Annotated in this window: 15 protein-coding genes and 3 tRNA genes; 5 read left to right on the top strand and 13 right to left on the bottom strand. The window is 44.2% G+C overall.

Annotated elements, in window-relative coordinates:
- Positions 1 to 18: 18 nt before the first annotated feature.
- The 10 genes from BTW00_RS00135 to BTW00_RS00185 form a co-directional block, all read right to left on the bottom strand.
- Positions 19 to 585 (bottom strand): protein-disulfide reductase DsbD N-terminal domain-containing protein, encoded by a 567-nt coding sequence (locus tag BTW00_RS00135; RefSeq protein WP_075105697.1) that lies wholly within the window; start codon positions 583 to 585, stop codon positions 19 to 21.
- Positions 586 to 826: 241 nt separating this feature from the next.
- Positions 827 to 1,267 (bottom strand): type II secretion system major pseudopilin GspG, encoded by a 441-nt coding sequence (gspG, locus tag BTW00_RS00140; protein WP_075105698.1) that lies wholly within the window; start codon positions 1,265 to 1,267, stop codon positions 827 to 829.
- A 600-nt stretch (positions 1,268 to 1,867) separates the two neighbouring features.
- Positions 1,868 to 3,070 carry a type II secretion system inner membrane protein GspF gene (gene gspF / locus BTW00_RS00150; RefSeq protein ID WP_075105700.1) on the bottom strand — a complete coding sequence of 401 codons (1,203 nt, stop codon included), beginning with the start codon at positions 3,068 to 3,070 and terminating at the stop codon, positions 1,868 to 1,870.
- Between the two features lie 228 nt (positions 3,071 to 3,298).
- Positions 3,299 to 4,354: a hypothetical protein gene (locus tag BTW00_RS00155; protein ID WP_075105701.1), complete on the bottom strand. Its 1,056-nt coding sequence runs from the start codon at positions 4,352 to 4,354 to the stop codon at positions 3,299 to 3,301.
- Between the two features lie 292 nt (positions 4,355 to 4,646).
- The gene (locus BTW00_RS00160; RefSeq protein ID WP_071002397.1) at positions 4,647 to 5,582 is read right to left on the bottom strand and encodes an AraC family transcriptional regulator; all 936 of its coding nucleotides are present in this window, start codon (positions 5,580 to 5,582) and stop codon (positions 4,647 to 4,649) included.
- A gap of 434 nt (positions 5,583 to 6,016) precedes the next feature.
- Positions 6,017 to 6,092 (bottom strand) — tRNA-His (locus tag BTW00_RS00165).
- A gap of 42 nt (positions 6,093 to 6,134) precedes the next feature.
- Positions 6,135 to 6,211 (bottom strand) — tRNA-Arg (locus tag BTW00_RS00170).
- Between the two features lie 108 nt (positions 6,212 to 6,319).
- Positions 6,320 to 6,396 (bottom strand) — tRNA-Pro (locus BTW00_RS00175).
- Between the two features lie 233 nt (positions 6,397 to 6,629).
- Complete coding sequence (locus BTW00_RS00180; RefSeq protein ID WP_256713937.1) at positions 6,630 to 8,177, bottom strand: McrC family protein; 1,548 nt, start codon at positions 8,175 to 8,177, stop codon at positions 6,630 to 6,632.
- A 12-nt stretch (positions 8,178 to 8,189) separates the two neighbouring features.
- Positions 8,190 to 9,653, bottom strand: coding sequence for an McrB family protein (locus BTW00_RS00185; protein ID WP_075105702.1), 1,464 nt, complete (start codon positions 9,651 to 9,653; stop codon positions 8,190 to 8,192).
- A gap of 309 nt (positions 9,654 to 9,962) precedes the next feature.
- Between BTW00_RS00185 and BTW00_RS00190 the strand changes: the two genes are divergently transcribed.
- Together BTW00_RS00190 and BTW00_RS00195 are read left to right on the top strand one after the other, a co-directional pair.
- Positions 9,963 to 10,691, top strand: coding sequence for a DUF4442 domain-containing protein (locus BTW00_RS00190; RefSeq protein ID WP_075105703.1), 729 nt, complete (start codon positions 9,963 to 9,965; stop codon positions 10,689 to 10,691).
- An 87-nt stretch (positions 10,692 to 10,778) separates the two neighbouring features.
- Positions 10,779 to 11,255: a RidA family protein gene (locus tag BTW00_RS00195; RefSeq protein ID WP_256713938.1), complete on the top strand. Its 477-nt coding sequence runs from the start codon at positions 10,779 to 10,781 to the stop codon at positions 11,253 to 11,255.
- Positions 11,256 to 11,402: 147 nt separating this feature from the next.
- Here the strand turns inward: BTW00_RS00195 and gspE are convergent, their stop codons facing one another.
- Positions 11,403 to 12,956, bottom strand: coding sequence for a type II secretion system ATPase GspE (gene gspE / locus BTW00_RS00200; protein WP_075105704.1), 1,554 nt, complete (start codon positions 12,954 to 12,956; stop codon positions 11,403 to 11,405).
- 384 nt (positions 12,957 to 13,340) lie between these two features.
- Here gspE and BTW00_RS00205 point away from each other — a divergent pair, with 384 nt between their 5' ends.
- Together BTW00_RS00205 and BTW00_RS00210 are read left to right on the top strand one after the other, a co-directional pair.
- Positions 13,341 to 14,123 carry a thiazole synthase gene (locus tag BTW00_RS00205; RefSeq protein WP_218608998.1) on the top strand — a complete coding sequence of 261 codons (783 nt, stop codon included), beginning with the start codon at positions 13,341 to 13,343 and terminating at the stop codon, positions 14,121 to 14,123.
- Positions 14,124 to 14,257: 134 nt separating this feature from the next.
- Positions 14,258 to 15,685, top strand: coding sequence for a wax ester/triacylglycerol synthase family O-acyltransferase (locus BTW00_RS00210; protein WP_075105706.1), 1,428 nt, complete (start codon positions 14,258 to 14,260; stop codon positions 15,683 to 15,685).
- Between the two features lie 57 nt (positions 15,686 to 15,742).
- On the opposite strand, the gene BTW00_RS00215 is transcribed toward BTW00_RS00210, so the two are convergent.
- Both BTW00_RS00215 and dxs read right to left on the bottom strand, forming a co-directional pair.
- Entirely contained in the window at positions 15,743 to 16,570 is an 828-nt protein-coding gene (locus BTW00_RS00215; protein WP_075105898.1) for an inositol monophosphatase family protein, read from the bottom strand.
- Positions 16,571 to 16,923: 353 nt separating this feature from the next.
- Complete coding sequence (gene dxs, locus BTW00_RS00220) at positions 16,924 to 18,981, bottom strand: 1-deoxy-D-xylulose-5-phosphate synthase (protein ID WP_075105707.1); 2,058 nt, start codon at positions 18,979 to 18,981, stop codon at positions 16,924 to 16,926.
- A gap of 533 nt (positions 18,982 to 19,514) precedes the next feature.
- Here dxs and ribA point away from each other — a divergent pair.
- Positions 19,515 to 20,222: a GTP cyclohydrolase II gene (gene ribA, locus BTW00_RS00225; RefSeq protein ID WP_075105708.1), complete on the top strand. Its 708-nt coding sequence runs from the start codon at positions 19,515 to 19,517 to the stop codon at positions 20,220 to 20,222.
- Positions 20,223 to 20,229 lie beyond the last annotated feature (7 nt).

The following is a 20,229-nucleotide window of genomic DNA, read 5'->3' on the forward strand; positions in this document are numbered from 1 at the left end:
AATCAAACTTCTCAATACTTATCTAGGTGTCGCAGCAATATTTACCTTAGTTTTGATCTTTTCGGGTGGGTAGCATAGCCCAGCTTTTGCACAGCCTTGCCAACCAATGATAATCGGGGCATTTTTTGCATCTTTACCATTATTGGTCGTCAGCATCGTGGTGGCAACAACACTCCTTTGCGTAAATACAGGAACTTTACCAAAGGTTGGATCATCAATGGACACTGGTGTCTGATTAAAGGTAAATGGTGTCGCATTTATTCCTTTTGGAAAGCTTAACGCGAGCTTATTTTTATAAATATAATGTCCTGGCGTGATATCAAACGTGATGGATAAACGCGTGCCCTTAGAGGTCGCTTTGGTGCTGCTAGTCACTTGGAAAGCTTTATCCACTGGTAAAAATTTTGATTGCGCAGCGCTACTGCTATTAAATAAGTCGTTCAATCCTGCCGCCTGTGCGCTGATTGATGTCATTGATAAAGCTGTCATCAACGAGGTGGTTGCAACAGTAAACGCAAGCACATGGAACTTAGTAGCGCGTTTATTGATAGCGACTGATTGTAGTGTTGGTATTTTTATTGACATAAGTTATTACCTTTGATGTTAGCTTCCAGTGACTGGCAGTACGGACATACACCTACTGATAAAACTACTGACCCTCAATACAAGGTTCATATCAGATGGTATTTATTTTACGTATCGATAAAAAATATCAACCAATAAAGAGTTATTGGTTGATATTAATAGGTCGTTAATTGCACGATAGTAAGTGCATTTAACGATATTTTATTGGCATAGATTTTTTAGATGCAGACAAAGCTAAATCTTATAGCTGAGCATAAAGATCCGCATCCTGACCTTCACCACCTTGCTGTCCATCTGCACCTAAGGAAAACAAGTCATAAGGTCGCCCTTCACTACCTGGCGCAACATATTGCATCTCATTTTCCCAACCATCTGTTGGATAGCCACCTTTAATATAGCCACCTTCAGGATAGTTTTTGGCGTCACTTGGCGGTGTGGTAAGCGCTTCTAACCCTTGCGCTGTCGTCGGATAGCGTGAATTGTCGACTTTATACATATCTAACGCGTTGGAGACAGTAGCGAGCGCCGTTTCAGTGGTTTTGACACGCGCTTTGTCACTTTGTCCGACTACTTTTGGGACGACCAAGCCCGCAAGAATAGCCAAGATAACGATAACGACCATAATCTCAATAAGCGTAAATCCCGATTGTCTAGACTTACCTATCAAGCTGCGATGTGTCATTGAATGGACTCTCTGATGGTCATTTACAATGCCACCATGGGCTTGAATATTATTATTGTCATCTTTGGTATTGGCACTTTTTGGGCTAATATTTACTTGAAGGGTGTCAGTCATAGTCATCGCTTTGGTCATCACAGTTATGTAAATAGTAAAAGTGGCGTTCTAGTAGCACTCATGCGTCTATGGGCTTATCAATAAAACCCTAAATCATTGTCACTATAAACCATGGTTTTATTTTTATCCAGCGCTGTGCTCAGATTGTCATTACAGTCAATACCAAGTAACCATCAGCAACAAGTAATCAGCAGCAAGTAGCCGTCACCACATAACCATCGAGATTTATCATTGTCGTTTTGACCCGCTTTCACTATAACGTGGCACTTAGGTTTACCATAGCAAAAATTTTGCTTGGTCAACAATATACAACAGTAAGCAAATCTTAAGAAAGCTAGCGTAGGGTTTAGCAAGATAGGTAATTAACACAGGATAAAAATGCAGATAGTTGATAGTTGATAGTTGATAGTTGATAGTTGATAGTTGATAGTTGATAGTTTGAGAAAAACATATCGGCTGTTTGTCAGCTAGTTAGTTAGCTATTGACTAGCCTGCCAAGTCATTCATATTAACGATTGGTAGCATCACTGCCATCACGATAATCATCACCACCACGCCCATCAAAACCAACATCAAAGGCTCAAGTAATGATAGTAAGGTACTGATAAAATTGGTGGCCTCCGCCTCCTGCATCGTGGCGGCACGACTGAGCATACTTTCAAGCTCACCTGAATTCTCACCGCTTTTGATCATTTGTACCATCATGGGCGGAAAGTAAGTGGATTTTTCGAGTTGGCTGGATAAACTTGAGCCTTCTGTGACCCTATCAGCAGCAGTCACAATCGTTTGCTTGATGTGCAAATTGGTCGTCACTGCCGCACCAATATGTAGCGCCTCAATCAACGGCACCCCTGAACGCACCAAAATCGCAAGCGTACTAGCAAAACGCGCCGCATTCAATCCCTTAGACAATCTGGCTAATATCGGTAGCCTGAGCACCATACTATCTATTGCCAATTTCCCAGCCTGCGTTTGGGCAAAACGATAAAACAAAAACGCAGTACCTGCCAATACCAGCAGCATTAGCCACCACCACTGCGTAATGATATTTGATAACGTCAGAACGACTTGGGTAATTAATGGCAGGGCCTGTTCAGACTGCTCAAAGACTTTGACAATTTTGGGCACCACAAAACTCATCAGCCCCATGATCACGCCAATTGCCATGACCATCAGTACAATCGGATAGACCATCGCCCCTTGGATTTTCTTTTGAAGGGCAAAGCGGTTTTCAGTGTAGTCGGCTAGCTGATTAAGGATTAAATCCAAGTGACCAGATTTTTCGCCTGCGGCAATCGTGGCGATGTATAATGGCGGGAAGCTCGCGGCTTGTTGTAATGCTCGTGCTAAGCTTAAGCCTTCGAGGACATGTGAGCGTACCGCCAGCATCAGAGATTTGATATGCGTCTTTGGCGATTGTTTAGCGACAGCAGCCAAAGTTTCTTCAAGTGGAATACCAGCCGCTAGTAACACAGATAACTGGCGTGTGAGTAATGCAAGCTCATAAGCAGATGGTTTTTTATAGCGGCTTTTGTTTTGGCTTTGTCTGTCATTGACCGCACTGACTTCGACTGGTGTCCACTGCTTATCACGCAGCTGCTGCCGAACTTGCCGAGCAGAATCCCCTTCTAGTAAGCCTTTTTGGACACTACCTTGGTCGTCAAGCGCTTTAAAATGATAAGCGGGCATAGCGGCAGATATCCTAAAAAAGTCACAGGTAGGGGTTTGGATGTATGGCTTAACAAAAAGGGTAATGTCTATAAAAACTATCTATAGTGAATTCAGTATAAAAACGATACAGTGGGACTGGGATAAATTTTTCGCAGCCTCTGTCTGCATAGGCACAGCGCGCAAGGAAAATTTAGACCAGTTCCACCTTGATATATAATGTCTCTGTTTTATTTAGGATTGACTATATCAAAGCGGCGTTGAGTCATTACTGTCAGGCATCAAGCCTTGTAATAATAAAACATCCAAATGCTGCTGCTGTAACTTTTTATCAAAATCATTGACCTCAGCGATCAGCATTCTCTCAATGCGTTTATCACTTGCAAACACACTCAAGCGCGCACAAATCACTGCCAATTGATAGACACGTTTTTTACAATACCCATCCAGACCCTGTAACAGCCTGACCATGTGCGGCGTCTCAAGACTAGCATAGTCATAATCAGCAACGACTTGCTGACCGAGCGCTGCCACACCATAACTGATAGATAAGTGCGCGCAGAAATAACAGCTGAATAAATACCCAACCACGTGACCGATATAATAACCGCGATCATAGGTAAAGCTGCTCACGCCAAAGTGACCAAGCACGTAGCTATTGAGACTGCCCTGATCGCGGATTGGCTTGCCATGTTTTAGCTTACCGACAGTGGCAAAACACAGCGGGTTGCGCCCATCCTGCGTGGTAAGCTGCCAACCTGCTGGCTGCTGAGCGGGCATATGATGCACGATATCTGCAATAATATCATCGACCACGTGCAGCTGCTGCCAGAGTCGTTCAAGCATTTCCGTATCCATCAAACCACGCTTATCGAGCTGCTGAGCAAGCAAATACTGCTGACATTCTGCAAATTGTGATTTGAGGGTTTGTACTAAATACGTGGGGCGCGTATTGGCAGATGCCATATATAGCAGTCGAGTGCGTTCGTGCTGGGTATGATAAAGAGCCACACGCTGCGCAGCCACGTTTGACTCATTGGCAGTAGGCTGTATGGTTGATGTATCGGTGTCAGGCTGTTCGCTAGCACCTACTTCATCAATGCTCTCTTTGGTATCTGACAAAGTAAATAGCGTTAATAATGCCGCTTTATCAGGCATCTCAGCCGTATTAGCTAACACCGTTTTGCTAGCATGCACGTTATCTTGCCCATTAGCTTTATCAGATTTCTGTTCTTTTTTAGCAGTTGCAGTAGTACCTTGGTGGCTATTGGCTTCTGTACTTGGCTTTGCGGTCGGTTCAGTCATAACATACCATCAGCAGCAAAAATAAACATCGTCTCGATCCTTCTATATCACTGGTATACAGTCACATATTATGCGTCAAATATGAACGCTCACACCTCGACGACTCATTATTCCATAGTACCTGAACACAAGCGTATTGTCAGCCTTGCCTAGCCAAAATAGCGCCAGTTGACTGCCAAGTATTTTACCTAGGCAAATGCTAGATATATATCAATCAGAAAAAAGCGCTAAGGATACCTTGGTCGCCTTAACGCTTTTAATAAATGAACACTGAGGACGTTAAAATAATAACTTATGCAAGCTTTTGTTGTTGATACTGTTTACGGTACGCTTTTGGTGAGACACCATAAACGCGTTTGAACGCCTGACTAAAAGTTGAATCTGACGCATAGCCCACCATATCACTGATACGGCTGATACTATTTTGCTGTAAGCGCAAATAACGTGCTGCCAAACGCAAGCGGTAATCAATCAAATAAGTAAGCGGCGGCATCCCTACTGTATCTTTAAAGCGCTGGGCAAAGCTCGAGCGCGACATACCTGCCACCTCTGCAAGCTTATGAATGGTCCAGCTTTGACTTGGCGCTTCATGCATCGCTGCAAGCGCCTTGGTCAAAAACGGATCTTTCATGGCCTTTAGCCAATTCTCAGTCGCCTCAGGTAAGCTTTCAATATAAACGCGCAAACATTCAATCATCATGATGCTTGCCCAGTGATTGATCACAGCTGTTTTGCCCATGCGTTCGCGCTCAGACTCCAAGGTCAAAAGCTTGATTTCCACATCAATTACCTCAAACCGACCATCAGCCGCATCATTGAGCTCAGGCAATATCGGTGGTAACACAGATAGTAGAGGGCTAATCATCTCTTTATCGTATTTACATTCAATCAAAATCAATGAGGAATTAGGATCGCCATTGCCATCAATCTCAAGCGTGCGATCTTGACAATTGGTCAGTAATTCATCGAGGGGTTCAGCCACGTCACCATGATGATTGAGTGCATAGCTTACGTGCTTATGCGCGTTCGGGATCATAATCATATCACCAGCACGAGCTTCGCGTAGGCCATTGCCAACGTCTATACAAAAACCACCAGACATCACCAAGTAAAATAAAATGGTGTCTTTTCTACTCATAGAATAAGACCAATTGCCAGCACCATTCAAACGATAATACTTGGTCTCAAATAGGTGCACATTCTGTAGCAATACGCTCAATGCGTCCATCAATCAGTTCCTCAATAATACAGGGTCAATAACAACAAATCTTAAAAAGGCGGGTGTGTATCCAAAATGCTTTAAATTTTTTCGATCTAGCCAATACGATGTCTCAATCAGCAGGATGCATCAAGACCTAAGCATAATGCCCGATTTAAAACATGATGTCTATTTACTCATAAGCAGTACTAATAAATAGTAGAGTAGACACAGTCAGTTTAGGTTTTTGAAGAAAAACCTATCGCAAAATTGATATGAATAAGAAGTCAATAAATCGTTAAACAATCAAAAATTCAGAAAGCTTTAACCGTTTAATATTATAGGATAATACAGAGAAATAGAAATCAAGCAGGCACAAAAAAACGCCAACAGTGGCGAGTGCTATTTATTCGATAAGGTTTAGTATAAAGATAGGATTTATATGCAGACAATGCAAAATAAAATGGGGCGACTGATGGGACTCGAACCCACGACAACCGAGATCACAACCCGGGGCTCTACCAACTGAGCTACAACCGCCATAACTACTGCCAAAAGAATAGGCAAGATTTGCAGGCTAAATGGCGCGCCTGGCAGGATTCGAACCTGCGACCACCTCCTTAGAAGGGAGATGCTCTATCCAGCTGAGCTACAGGCGCTCTTAGAGGACTTTTATATACTATCATTCAGTCTATAATATAATTTTTACTATATCAGAAACTAAATCATTATACATAAAAAAAAGCCTGTAAGGCTCTTAAAATAGATGGTCGGAGTGATAGGATTCGAACCTACGACCCTCTGGTCCCAAACCAGATGCGCTACCAAACTGCGCCACACTCCGAAATTCTCTATTATCACGATAGTTTGTCGATTAACTCGTTGTTGGCAATGCCGCTAACTTGTTAATGTTCCTCGCTATCGAGGTGCACATATTAAGGGGTAAAGGCGATTGTGTCAACACCTATTTTCGATTAATTTTAAATAATCTCTAAATTCTTTCAAAAAAGACATTCTTATAAAAATAGTCTCTTTAAAAACCTTCGTTAATTATGATTCTTATGATTGATGGAATCATTATTTCTCATTCAAATTCGTAGGCAAATCACCGTTGACCATACCTGTCAGCACATCAAACGGTATTAGCCATAAATCCGCATGGTTTAAGTGGTTACTTTTAGTACCATCGCTAATGTCACTGCTAATGTTACTTTTATTATCACCACTGTCACGATAAATCTGCTGCTTAAGCGCCACTGGTCGTCTCTTGTCTCCTAATACAGGATATACCATCCAACCTTGCCCTGCTTGATAGGCCTGTGCATAACTGGTCAACTGATAGGCATCACTGGAAGTAATAGCACCAGCATGAGGCAGATATTTCCATTTGATATCGATGACGTGGCTATAGCAACCGTTTACTGTCTCTTTACTAACCGCGGTGTCACTCTGATTTTGGTTATTATCATTATCAGCCGTTTTATATATCAGCAAATCTGGTCGTATCGATACGCATGCTTGACCCTCGCTATCATTGAGCCAGACACTTTGGGTTTGGTAAAAAGGACGATAATTGCTACTCACTTGCTGAAACATCGACGCGATACGCTGACTCGCCCACTGTTCAAACGCCTGATTCATATCGATCAATAGACACAATCTTGGCTGAGGTAGGTTTGGTCGAGTGGGGTCAATACCATAACCTGTCGATGCATTTGACTGCTGTAACAGCCAATAAGCTAGGTCTACCAACTGCTGTGCGGCTTGCAACTGCTGTTTTTGTAATGGCAGGACGCTTAACTGCTGCTTTGCTTGAGTATATATTGACTCTAGCCGCTGTCGTTCACGCTGGTTTAGCCCAAATAACGGCTGCCATGGCCGTAAGAGCGGTGTACATATAGATCTAGGCAGTAACGGCATCAGCCATACCAATGCGCTCTTAATCAAGCGATTGGCCAACATATCTTGACTGAGCACACTACGCTCACAGACAAACTTATGCGGCTGCATGCTGTTATGTCGTAGCTGCTCTTTGATGACCAGCCGCCCTTGTAGCGATGATTGGTTATTGATCTGCGCCTGATAGTGCTGGGTTGGCTGATAACGAACCAAGCGCTGCAAAAACTGCTCTAATAGCCAGTCTGACAATGGCGGAGCCTCTACAGATAATGGCATTGACTGATCACTAAATTGACCTAGGTTTTTCATGCTAGGCAGCTTACGACTTTGACGCGCATCAAGACGAGTTAAGTCAGATAACATGCCTTGTACCCAGTGACGAGTCTGAGCAATATTATTATATTGAGTGGATTGATTCAGTTTTGGTAATAGCTCAAGTGTCATACCACTAGGCAAAAGGATAATTCCTATATGATGCCCAACCTTGAGTTGCCACTGTCCTTGTTTACGCTTGATGGTAAACACGGCAAATTCTTGCGCCATTAGCCAATGAAAGTCAGAGACATGCGCGAAATCGTGCGCTGTGAGGCGTTGATGTTCAAATACCGTGATAACATTTGCTACGAGAGCCTTATTGTTAGGTATACGAGCATAAAAACTGTCTGCATTAATATTATCTGCATTAATATAGTTTCCTTGCACATAATATTGATTATGAGTTCTCACTAAACAGCCACCTTACTCGTACAAACGCTGATAGATAGCGGGCTTGCCAAATTCACCAGTCTTAGTAATAAGATCAGGATTGATCGTATAGCCACCTACGTTCATCGATTGACCAAGAAAGGCCCCTTGTTCTGCAAACATTTGATGTTGAGTCGTTGCATGGTTCTTACTCATCGGATCATACAAATCATTATTTATCATTGTTTGGCTGTCGTGGATAAACTGGGTGCTTAACGGTTGCTGCTCATCTCTAAAAATATACTGCAATATAGCCACTTGACCGCCCGCAGCTTGCGCCAATTGCGGAATGATCTGTTCGACCAACACCATTTGTAATTGCTCTAAATCATCGACTGAAAATAAAAAAGCATGCCCCAACTGCGCCTCGGCTCCAAGAGTCTGTGTGATACGCATGTTTAAGCCTGTTAGCAATTTGCTTAAATCTACCGTGTCTGCTTGTACACGATCAGTCGCGCTAGCGATATCACCAATTATCGGTAATAATTCAGGCTGCGGTGGACAATCAATAAAGCGGAAACGTCGACGTAATGCCATATCAAGCGGCGCAAGCGAATGATCTTGGGTGTTCATAGTGGCATAAATATCAACATTGGCAGGCACACTAAACGCACGCCCAGAATACGCCAAATGAATCGTCATCGCATTTGGTTTGCCAGCACGCTTGTCTGGCTCGATCAAACTGAGCAGCTCGCCAAAGACTCGTGAGACATTGGCGCGATTGATCTCATCAATCAACATCGCGTAACGATGCTGAGGGTCACGCGCGGCACGCTGACATAGCTTTAAAAACGCTCCATCTTGAACGGCGTAGCTCATTTGGGTATTACTCGAGTGACTGTTATTTGCGTGGATAGAGCCGCTCATAACAGGACGAATACCTTCGACAAACTCTTCATAACCATAAGCCTGATGAAAGCTCACCATACTAAAACGCTGCTGACCCATACTTTTATTTTGATTGGACTGGTTATCACGCTGTGCCTGCTGAAACTCCGCCAATTGCTGTGACAACTCTGTTAGCAACACCATACTCTCAGGCAGTAAATACCATGCGCCGCTGTTATCTTTATCAAAGTACGCTTGGCTGGCTCGATTATCAAAACTGACGGTTTTAGAATCTATAGGACTATGTCTGCGAAGCTCTAACCAAGCAGTGCTCTCTAGGTTTTTATCACGTGCGTTTTGTGCCGCTTTGGTAATAAAAAAAGGATGGTCGACAAGCTCTCGCACTTTGACCAAATCCTGTTGTTCAGCCCTTAAGTCTAAAAATATCAAACACAGTACTTCACGCCAGCTTAGGCTTTGCAACAGCTGCCCAAGTAGCGCTTCATTATTTGTCTCAGGCAGATAATCGGTATATTGCTTCGCGATTTGGAGCAATCGATAGGTTTTGCCAGTACCCGCGACGCCAGTATAAATAATATTGGTCGGCTCGTGAGTAGACATATCAGACATAGCATCATCCAGTATTGAAAATTTATGAAATAAGACGTACCAACATCACGCTATTATAGCGCGGTGGTCTCGTAAGAGATTGTCTACTAAGCAGATCCGTGCATCACCATTGAGCCATTTTAATTATTTAAAACTATATCCTAGCAATACAATATAGATGACTGCTGTTTTATAAGCGCAGCAGTTCATGCTAATAATAGTAGGAAAGCAGCGGTTAATGTACCATAGTGTTTGTAATGGCCTTGCTAACAGTGACTGTTTGCCACTATCAAAAACAACATTCGATTTATCTACGTTAAGGAAATTTGTATGTCAGGATTATTAAAAAAACTGCCCGTCAAACTGACCAATAAAAAACCAGCCAAAGTCTCTGACAGCACAAGATCATCCATCGAAAAACCCAGCAGCACGCTAAAACCAATCAGTAATCAATTTACCAAACTGTTGTCTGTGACCAAATATCTACCTGCCAGTGCACGCTCAAGTATTCTCTCAAAAGCCTTTGGCAAAGTTGTACCCTACGTAGGGACAACAGGCGTGTACTATGAAATGGTTGAGCCTAATCAAGTCATCGTCAGTCTAAACAATGTCAAAGCAGTCCAGAACCATATTGGTTCAATCCATGCGGTAGCCATTACTTTACTGGCTGAAACGGCAACAGGCTTCATTCTGGGGTTAAACTTACCCTCTGATCGCGTACTACTGATTAAATCTTATTCTGTTAATTTTTATCGCCCGATCAAAAAAGGTCAAATTGCAGCCGTAGCCAGTCTATCTGATGAGCAGCGCTTACAGATTTTAAATACGCCAAAAGGTGAAATGGTTATCCCTTGCGTCATTGATGACCGTGAATCTGATAGTGACCGCGACCCGATTGTAGTGGAGATGACTTGGGCTTGGATTCCAAAATCTGAACTAGAGGCGCGCCGCCAAGGCAAAGCATATGAAAATGTCTCAGAAGATAATACGGATACTCCAGTAGATAACGAGCAAGACGACGCACTCTCTGCAGATGACGAGACTATTAATAACAAATAATCGATTAAACCGACATAACATTTACTATCTGCATTTTGTGGCGCATCTAGCATGTTTATGATCCATCAACTTAATAAGGAGACAAGGATGTCCAAACTTAGCACCTATTTATCTATCGTACCACTGGTTGCTATGTGCTCATTAGGCTTGGCTGTTGGTGCTAACGCCAATCCGGCGACAGCTCCTGCCGCTAATATTAAATCTAGCCCAACTTTTTTGGGTGATGGCGGTCCCTACCCTTTCTCAGAAGCCGTACGTGTTGGCAATACATTATATATGTCGGGACAAATTGGTGTTAAAGACGGCAAGTTGGTCAAAGGCGGTATCGACGCTGAAACCAAACAAACACTAGATAATATCCATAGCACGCTACTAAAATACGGCTACCGAAAATCTGATATCGTCAAATGTATGGCCATGCTGACTGATATGGATGACTTTGATGATTTTAACAAAGTCTATAAGGCAGAACTGTCCAAACCTTATCCTGCACGCTCAGCGTTTGGCGTATCGGAGTTGGCCGCAGGAGCGAGCGTTGAGATTGAATGCATCGCTGCCAAGTAATAGCAGTTGAAAACGTTACCCTGTTAATTTCGAAAAAAAAGATCAGATAACTGGCTATTTCGCTCAGTTATCTTTTTCTGCTTTTCAGACATTGCTCTCTAGACAATGTTCTCCAAATACTGTTTCTCATCGTTTATAGCTAAGCATTTATACCAGTATCGTATCATCCGTTAGGGCGCTTTCTTTCGTCACTCGCAGTACCTCTTCTAGTGTCGTCCGCCCTTCTATCACTTTACGTAGACCATCCGCGCGAATCGATGGTGTCTGCTGGCGAGCATACGCTTCTAATTCATACTCAGCGGTATTACTATGAATCATACGGCGCAGCGTATCATCAACTGGTACGACTTCATATATCGCCGTACGTCCTTTAAACCCTGACTGATTGCATTTATCGCAGCCTACTGGCTTGGGTAGACGAATCGCATTATTTGCTACATTTTCAATATCGCTGTCCAATACTTTCTCAATACCAATTTCGGTAAAAAGCTTGGCTTGTTCGGTGTCCGCTGCCTGCCAGCCATGACAATGTGAGCATAAAGTACGCACCAAGCGCTGTGCCACCACGCCGATCAGTGACGACGATAATAAAAATGGCTCAACACCCATATCTTGCAAGCGAGTGACCGCGCCAATCGCGGTGTTGGTATGCAGCGTTGATAAAACCAAATGCCCTGTCAAAGACGCCTGTACAGCGATCTCTGCCGTCTCTAAATCGCGAATCTCACCCACCATCACCACATCTGGATCTTGACGCAACATCGCACGCAGACTTTTGGCAAAGGTCATATCCACCTTATTATTAACCTGTGTCTGTCCGATACCGTCGAGCTGGAACTCAATGGGATCTTCGGCGGTCAAGATATTGCGCGTTTGGTCATTCAAATCAGTCAATGCCGAATATAGCGTGGTGGTCTTACCCGACCCCGTCGGCCCTGTGACCAAAATAATCCCATGCGGACGGTGAATCAAGCGCTTCAGCTCAGTATAGTCATTATCAGATAGTCCCAAATACGTCATGTTAAGACGTCCCGCTTGCTTGTCTAGTAGACGCATCACCACGCGCTCGCCAAAGCTCGACGGTAGTGTCGATACACGCACATCGACTTCTCGCCCTGCCAGTCGTAAGCTAATACGCCCATCTTGCGGTACACGCTTTTCTGCGATATCCAGCTTGGCCATGACTTTGATACGTGATACCAGTAATGGCGCGAGTTGACGCTTTGGCGTGATGATTTCTTTAAGCTCGCCATCAACGCGGAAGCGGACGACCAAACGTTTTTCAAAAGTTTCGATATGAATATCTGAGGCATTTAGGCGAATGGCTTCTGACAACAGCGCATTAATCAGACGAATAATCGGCGCATCATCTTGCTGATCCATCAAGTCTTCAGTCTCAGGGACGCTATCTGCTAAACTATCAAGATCCGGATGATCCTCAAGTCCAGCAGCGATATGCTGCGACTCTCCGGTATTCCCAGCGTAAGCCGCGTTCATACGTTTTTCAAAATCATCCGAGCTGACACTTTCGTAAGTTGGTACGCCGCGACTGCCTTGCTGCTGCAAAAACCGCACCGCTTCATTAATCGCAGACAGTGGGGTGGCTTTCGTCAATACCAAAGTTGGCGGCAACTCAGGATCAATGGCAAGTATGGCCAAAATCTGATGGCGTTTCGCGAAGCTGTACGGCAACTGCATCATAAAGACAACCTAATAAATAGAGATAGTGTCAAATAGACAATCACACCAAAGCACTGTAAATACACTGAGCTTAACTGACCAAGCCCAAAAAGATTGCAAGTAAGATTGCATGAGTTTGTTATAATAACATTTTGTTTTAGACGCGTATTATTTTATGTGGTCGGCGTTTTTTATGTATCGCCACTCGCCTATTTTTACGGTATATATAGCCAACTTATCATGCGATTTTTTATTTTGCTAACAGTGCGCTATTATTGTCTACTGCACTTTTTTAATATTACTTAGAAATCTCGTTATATTTTTTCTGTCCACCTTGCCCGCTCGCCATTAGGATTTTTAGTTATGTCAGAGACCGTTAGCACTGCTACTCACCCGGCACCACTTTTGCAAGATACTTTTACTGTTGGTAGTCGTACCTTTTCCTCTCGCCTGCTGGTCGGTACGGGCAAATATAAAGACATGAGCGAGACTGGAGAAGCCATTGCCGCTTCGGCAGCAGAAATCGTGACCGTCGCTATTCGCCGTACCAATATCGGACAAAACAGCGACGAGCCAAACTTGCTTGATGTCATCTCTCCTGACAAATACACGATTTTGCCGAACACGGCTGGCTGCTTCGATGCCGAAACCGCCATTCGCACGTGCAAACTTGCGCGCGAGTTATTGGACGGGCACAATCTGGTTAAGCTTGAAGTATTGGGTGATGAAAAAACGCTTTATCCTAATATCACTGAGACCTTAAAAGCGGCTCAAGTACTGGTCGATGATGGCTTTGAAGTCATGGTCTATAGCTCAGATGATCCTATCGTCGCCCAAGAGTTAGAGAGCATGGGCTGTGTCGCTATTATGCCACTTGGTAGCTTGATTGGCTCGGGGCTTGGTTTGCTTAATCGCCATACCCTCAGCCTCATCATCGAAAACGCCAAAGTGCCCGTATTGGTTGACGCGGGTGTTGGCACGGCATCTGATGCTGCAATTGCCATGGAGCTTGGCTGTGATGGCGTTCTGATGAATTCAGCAATTGCCCATGCACAAAATCCTGTGATGATGGCACATGCCATGAAACATGCCATATGGGCAGGCCGCGCCGCATTTTTGGCAGGTCGTATGCCAATGCGTAAGATGGCAACTGCTAGCTCACCGCAGACGGGATACTTTTTTCAGTAAGCGCTTGCTCGGGTCAGCCCTAACAAAAAACCGATTATAAAATAATAAGACGGAAATCTGGTTGGGTCAGCACGCCGTCAGCTATTATTTTTATTCATTATCGTTTATTCATTATCGTCATAAAAGGATTTATTATGCGACTTCTCACAGCAGTCGACCAGTTGTTCTTACTTCTTGAGTCGCGTAAACAACCAATGCACGTTGGCGGATTGTTTTTATTTGAATTACCCGAAGGCGCTGATAGCGACTTTGTTTATCAGCTGGTAAAACAAATGCAAGAATCTGATGTACCGCCGAGCTTTCCGTTCAATCAGGTGCTAGAGCATTTGGTGTTTTGGAAAAAAGACAAAGATTTTGATGTAGAGCATCATTTACATCATGTGGCGCTACCGAGTCCTGGACGTATTCGTGAGCTGTTGATGTACGTGTCAAGAGAACACGGTCGACTGCTGGATCGTGCGATGCCTCTCTGGGAATGTCACGTCATAGAAGGGATTGAGCCGGAAGTAGAAGGTGGGCCTGAACGTTTTGCTTGGTATTTTAAGATTCATCACTCGCTCGTTGATGGTATCGCTGCCATGCGTTTGGTAAAAAAATCCTTATCACAATCCCCTACCGAACCCGTCTCGCTACCAGTATGGTCACTGATGGCGCGTCACCGTAATCAAATGAATGCTATTTTGCCTGCCGAAAGATCTATCAGGCGCATCATGAAAGAGCAAATATCTACCATCAAACCGGTATTTACAGAACTGATAGACAATCTGAAAAACTATGGTGATGAAGGCTATGTTGGTACGTTTGACGCGCCGATGAGTATTTTAAACAGGCGCATATCTGCATCACGTCGTATCTCGGCGCAGTCTTACGACATACAACGCTTTAATAAAATTGCCGAAAGGCTGGAAATCAGCAGAAATGACGTGGTATTAGCTGTCTGTGCTGGCGCCCTTCGTCGTTATTTGATCTCGATGGATGCGCTACCCAGCAAGCCGCTGATTGCGTTTGTACCGATGTCACTGCGTACTGATGATAGTATATCGGGCAATCAGCTGTCATTTGTGTTGGCGAATTTGGGCACACATTTAGACAACCCATTACGCAGGATAGAGCTTATCCATCGCAGTATGAATAATGGCAAACGTCGCTTTCGCCGCATGAATCAAGCGCAAGTCATTAATTACAGCGTTATCGCCTATGCATGGCAAGGTATCAACTTGGCGACTGGCGTATTTCCAAAAAAGCAAGCCTTTAACCTCATTATTTCTCACGTTCCTGGTTCTGAGAAGCCGCTATATTGGAATGGTGCACGCTTACAATCACTGTATCCCGCTTCTATCGTATTCAACGGTCAAGCCATGAATATCACTTTGGCCAGTTATTTGGACAGAATTGAGTTTGGCATCACTGCTTGTAGTAAAGCATTACCGCGTGTCCAAGACATGCTCATGCTGATAGAAGAAGAGCTACAGTTGTTAGAGACTGTCAGTCAAGAGTTGGCGTTTAAAGGTATCACCGTTGAAGATAAACCTGTTAAAAAAACAAAAAAGCTGGCTCCTTAACGGAACCAGCTTTTTAATATTTGACTCGCTCAGCGTTTAAGCCTGCTTATTTTATAATTAGATCACATCGCCCCAAATTGGCACGACGGTTTGCATCAATGGCTTGAGCAGTTTGACGTTACAAGCAAAGATAGAGCCTGAGGTCATAGAGTTGTGCGCGCCCGTGTGATCGACAACAACGCCGCGCGCTTCGGTGACGATAAGCTCACCTGCTGCAATATCCCAAGGCTTAATCGACATCTCAAAATAGCCATCAAAGCGTCCAGCAGCAACATAACACAAATCAAGCGCCGCTGAACCCAGACGACGTACCTGACCACCAGCTTCAGAGATCTTTTGTAAGCTCTCAAAGTGCTGCTTGGCATAAGAGATCACTTCGCCATTACGCTTACGCTCAAGCGGATGACCTGTGGTAAAAAACCCACCATCGATGGTTTTGCGTTCGCTGACATTGATACGGCGTTGGTTCAAACGTGCGCCTTTACCACGGCTAGCAGAGAACATCTCGTCACGGACTGGGTCATAAATGACACCGTGCTGCGTCACGCCTTTGTGCTGTACAGCGATAGATACGCAGAACTGCGGTACACCATGAACGAAGTTCTTAGTACCATCTAGCGGATCAATGATCCAGCACCAGTCGGCGTCTTCGCCGCGACCTTCTTGCATACCAAACTCTTCACCCAAAAACGAATGATTCGGATAGCTGGCTTTTAGGGTTTCAATCGTGAGCTCTTCGCTAAAGCGATCGATGCGCGTAACCAGACCATCAAGTCCTTTAGACTCGATATCTAACTCGATTTTGTGACGGTTTTGATGCGCATATAAAATCTCTTTACCAACTTTTTCAGCAGTACGCGCTGCGATGACGACCATGGGTTCCATAAATAACCTATTTGCTTGATGAATGAATATAAAAAATAAGACCAACTCTGTGCCCACAACATGCCAAACAGCCGCCGCATCACACCACATCTATGCGATTAAAAACGTGTCTTCTATAAATAAAAACTTATAAACGACAACCGCATTATACTAAAATTGTTCGATAAAAACGAAAAAACCGTCACGCTGACCAAGCCAGTATTTTGGTGGTCATACAAACTGCGCAAGTTGTAAAAAAGTTGGCACCTACGGCTAGCAGGCGTTTGCTCTGTTTAAAGAGCGAGTATCTGTTTACAGTAATAGCTTTTAAAACAATAATTTGTAAATAATACTGCAAATCTAAAAAGTAAAATTTACGACAACAGTTGCTTAAGCTGTTTAATAACACCTGCAACATCTAAACCACAATCAGCCCACTGCTCTGCCTGTGAGCCATGCGCGATAAAGCGATCAGCAATACCTATGTTGCCAACAGCTGGACGCTGACGTTTAAAAGCAGCCGATTCATTGAGCAAGTATTCATTCACTGCGCTACCCGCGCCACCCATAATCATATGCTCTTCTATGGTTGCGATATGCGTCACCCCTTGCGCCAGTAAACTCTCAAGCATAGCTGTATCTAGCGGTTTTACCCAGCGCATATTGACCACATGTACCTGACACTCTAACGCTGTATCATCACTGGTTAAGCTCTCGGCCGCTTGCTGAGCAGTCGCAACCATCGTACCAAAAGCCAATATCGCTAGCTTATAAGGCGCATCATTGCTGCCCAATACTGACTCAATAACGGCTTCACCGATTTTATAATTCTGTGCTGGCTGCTCGATAGCTGCGCCTGTACCGGTACCACGCGGATAACGAACTGCCGTACATCCCTGATGTTCATAGCAAGTATTGAGCAGATGGTAGCATTCATTCTCATCTTTTGGCGCAGCAATCACTATATTCGGGATACAACGTAAAAAGCTAAAATCAAACACGCCTGCATGCGTGGCACCATCTTCACCAACGAGGCCCGCTCGATCAATTGCAAACATGACATCGAGATTCTGTAGCGCCACGTCATGAATCAGCTGATCGTATCCGCGCTGTAAGAACGTCGAGTAAATCGCCACAATAGGTTTGACACCTTGCGTTGCCATACCGGCCGCTAGCGTGACCGCATGTTGTTCGGCAATAGCCACATCAAAAAAGCGTGTTGGAAAATAACGAGCAAAGTCAATCATGCCCGAGCCTTCTTCCATAGCAGGAGTGATCGCGAGCAACTTATCGTCTTCGGCCGCTTTATCGCATAAGAAATTACCAAATACTTGCGAGTATTTTAGCGCAGGTTTTGTGTTTTGCTTTAATGCTTCTGCAGATTTGCTCTGAGACTCATTATGAATCTCTGCTGGTAGCTTACTAATCGCGTGATAGCCGACCGGATCTAGTTCTGCTGGTGCAAAGCCTTTGCCTTTGGTGGTATAGATATGTACCAAAACAGGCCCTCTGACTTGCTTGGCAATTGACAACACACGTAGTAGCTCAGGGATATTGTGCCCATCAAACGGACCAAAATAGGTAAAGCCAATCGCTTTGAATAAGTTATCTTCTAATTGCGGTACATCACGCATCTCTTTGTGACGTTTGCGGCGATCAAATGCTTGCATATCAGGACGCTGGCAAAGCACAGGCTCACCTGACTCAGAAATATCGACTTGGTAGCCCGACTCCCAAAGCATCGCTAAATGCCGCGAAAAACCACCGATAGAACAAGAAATCGACATATCGTTGTCGTTCAAAATGACTAGTAGATCGGCATCTTGTTGGACTGCATCGTTCATGGCCTCAAAAGCCATACCACCAGTCATCGCACCATCACCAATGATACAAGCAACCGTTTGCGCGAGGCCTTGATAGCGCAGCGCCAAGCTCATGCCCAAACCGGCTGAAATAGAGGTTGATGAATGCCCAACGCCAAATGTATCGTAGATAGACTCTGCACGCTCTGGGAATGCAGTCAGACCATCTTTGGATCTGATCGTTGCCAGCTGCTCACGGCGACCGGTCAGGACTTTGTGCGCGTAAGCTTGGTGGCCTACGTCCCATACAATCTGATCCTGCGGAGCATCAAGTAGATAATGCAATACAATCGTCAGCTCAATCACACCCAAATTGGCGCCAAAATGCCCACCGCTCTGACCGGCTGAATACAACAAAAAAAGACGCAGTTCATCAGCCAGCGTAATCAGCTGAGTGGTTGAAAGCGTATTCATATCAGAAGGTGTGTTAATGGCATCAAGCAATGGCGTATGCGGACGCACGCGAGGAATCACAGTATAAGTCTGCTGTAAGCTCGATAGCTGGGCGGCAGAATCAGATACTGATGCAGATGAGGACTGAGACTTTGGGGAATGAAGTGACTGCTGCATAAACCGTACGATACCTACCAATCTGCTGACAAGACGTGTCTCCAATATAGCAATAGCTACAATTGAGAGACGTCAATAATATCTACATCATTATTGATGTAATCGACCATATAATTATTCATGCAACTTTACGTGTATATAGCTGCGCTACGTATCATATGAACACGCTACCACAGTAGATCGTGCCTCAAAACTACGTGCTTTAATACCAAGGACTATTATTATGCCCTATTATTTTGCATCAATATCGGATGTTAGTGACGACATAGTAATGTAAGGATAAAGACTTGTCACTGTATCTACCAAAATAGTATGGCATAATAGCATTTTTTTTTAATTGTCGCTTTAATCATCGTGCGTCGTCTGTGAACTTTGTGTGTTTTTATAATAAATACAATAAGCACGCGTTCTTTATGAAAGGGTTATACTGCTATCATCTTGGCCTTACCGTTCAGGCTAGAATGTTATTGCGGGTTTAATAGCATTATCACAAACCCTTCACCGCCACGACTATAGGCTTATGCAGGACAGTAATGTCATATCAATTTATCACTAGTGCCAAACTACCCACTCGTCATGGCGAGTTTGATATTCATATCTTTGAAAACGACGAAGGCCAAGAGCATGTTATGCTGACCGTCGGTCTGTCTGTGGTCGATCAAACGACAGGCACAATGACAGCACCTAGCTCAGATGACACGTCGTTGCAAAGACCAATTCCGCTGGTTCGGATTCATTCTGAGTGCCTAACAGGCGATGCGTTTAGCTCATTAAAGTGTGACTGCGGACCACAGCTAAATACTGCCATGCAAGCCATCCAAGAGTCAGGTTGCGGTGCGATTTTGTATTTGCGTCAAGAAGGTCGCGGTATCGGTCTGACCAACAAGATTCGCGCTTATGCCCTCCAAGATCAGGGACACGACACGCTGGATGCCAATCTCATGTTAGGCTTGCCTGCTGATGCGCGTATCTATGATATGTGTGGTCCGATGCTTGCCCATATCGGTGTCAACGCTGTCAGACTCATCACTAACAATCCAAACAAAGTTGCTTATTTGACGGAGCACGGTATTGATGTTGTCGAACGGGTGCCATTGTTGGTCGGTGTCAACGATATGAACGCTGAGTACCTAGCGACCAAACGCGATCGTATGGGCCACTTGTTTGATAAAAATATCAACCTTGATATAGATACTTCTCTCGATACAGACCTTAATACAGCCATACACCTAAATAAATAGATGTCTT

It is taken from the genome of Psychrobacter sp. C 20.9, assembly GCF_001921765.1.
GTDB classification, from domain to species: Bacteria; Pseudomonadota; Gammaproteobacteria; order Pseudomonadales; family Moraxellaceae; genus Psychrobacter; species Psychrobacter piscatorii_B.